Raw genomic sequence first — 1,867 nt, forward strand, 5'->3', positions numbered from 1 at the left:
CTTCCGTCTTCCGTGACCTCATCGACACTCCCGCCGACGTCTCGGTCACCGACTCCGAGGTCCGCGTCCACTTCCACCGCCGCGCCCACTTGCCCATCGTTCTCGCCTCCGGATTGCTCAATACTGCGATCCCCATTCCCTGGTGGAAGGGCTACTCTCTGCGCATGTCGGCGTAACCCCCAGCCCCTGACGAACAGGCCACCGCGTTAGGCGAACTACCCAGCGTGGAAATCCAGGCTAGCAGTTCCACCATCGCCCGAAGAATCTCGCCAACTATCTGGGATTGCTCCGGCGCGGAAAGCTTGCGGAAGTCATCCTCGCTACGCTCTCCGGGCCGTTTCGTACGCCTCTCGCCGGCGACCCTGAATCGGTCGATGTCGGGTGCCACGGCGGTGGGTTCAGAGACTCACCCAGCTTTGTTTCGATTATTGTTTCGCTGCGCAACAAAGATCGCAACAATGCCGCTCGCCCGCCAGGGCCGTTCGCACCTGGAGGGAACATCCATGCAGGATTCTTCCTGTTGGAACTGAGCTCCTCCGAGATTGTCACTCTTGAAGAGCTAGGAAAATCAACAGCTTGCGCGCAGAGGTTTCACAGTTGGGCGGCCCCGTTCTTGAAAATTAAGGCTGCGGTGACCCCCGTCTTGAACGGCTGCTAACTGAAGATCCGAACAGCCGTTGTGGGCCCTTTGCGGTAGTCGAGGTTGATGCCACGAACTGCGCCTTGGCAGCGGTTGCTGCCGGTCAGCACGCCTGCGCCAAACGTCGGGTCTCGGGCCAGGAGCCGTCACCCGCGAGCGGCCGGGTATCGGCAGCCAGCATGGCGGTTGCGACGTAGCTGTCCGGGAATATCTATTGTTGGGCCGGATTCGAACTGCTGGCAGAGTCGCCCCGATGGACGCCGCTTTCTGCATCAATTTGATGGCGCTGAGTTCCGGCCTGCCGGGCGGATTTTCTTTGCTGCACAAGGCCTTATCGTGAATTGCGCCGACTTGGTTAAGCAACAGTCGGCGGAGTTGTGCGGCACGACGTGCTGGATAAACTAGTAGTTAGGCGACACAGGGTGAGCACCTCGCGAATTGGGCTCGTGCCCTTGGAGCCAGACGGCGAGCGGCTCGTCGCGTATCTCGATCGGAGGACACCATGGGTCTCTTGACCTTCAGTATCAACGTCACCCTGGACGGCTGCGTCGACCACCAGGAAGGAATCGCCGACAACGAGACGCACGCCTTCTTCACCCGCCTCATGGACGAGGGCGGGGCGATGCTGTGGGGCCGCGTCACCTACGAGATGATGGAGAGCTACTGGCCAGCGGTCGCCCGCGGCGACGCGGAGGCACCGCCGGCGATGCGCGAGTGGGCGGTCAAGCTGGAGGCCAAGCCGAAGTACGTGGTGTCCTCGACGCGAAAGGACTTCCCGTGGACCAACAGCCACCACATCGCCGGCGACCTGCATGCGGGCGTACAGAAGCTCAAGGACGCGACCCCGGACGGCGTGCTCCTCGGTAGTGGCAAGCTCGCGACCGAGTTGGACCGGCTGGATCTGATCGACGAGTACAAGTTACTCGTCCACCCCAGGATTGCCGGCCACGGCCCGACCCTGTACGAGAGCGGGCTGCCCAGCACTCGACGGCTCGAGTTGATCTCGGCGAAGGCGCTCCGCAGCGGCGCGGTCGCCATGCACTACCGGCGCGCGCGCTGACTCGGAGGTGGGTCATGTCGCCTAACAACGCGCTGCACTCGGACGGGCCTCGCGTTGCTCGGCCCGCCGGTGAGCGCGGCGTTGAACGGCTGCTTCCCGGTGGGCTGCCGAGCCAGCCAACTTCTGCTTCGGTTGCTGTCCTTGGCTCGCGGGCTTCCACTGACGGC

The 1,867-nt window shown here is 63.2% G+C and carries 1 protein-coding gene; it reads left to right on the plus strand.

Annotated elements, in window-relative coordinates:
* The first annotated feature begins 1,142 nt into the window (after positions 1 to 1,142).
* Positions 1,143 to 1,700 carry a dihydrofolate reductase family protein gene (locus AC1DY5_RS53765; RefSeq protein WP_478122378.1) on the plus strand — a complete coding sequence of 186 codons (558 nt, stop codon included), beginning with the start codon at positions 1,143 to 1,145 and terminating at the stop codon, positions 1,698 to 1,700.
* Positions 1,701 to 1,867: the final 167 nt, after the last annotated feature.

Source organism: Variovorax sp. P4_D9 (genome assembly GCF_056401695.1).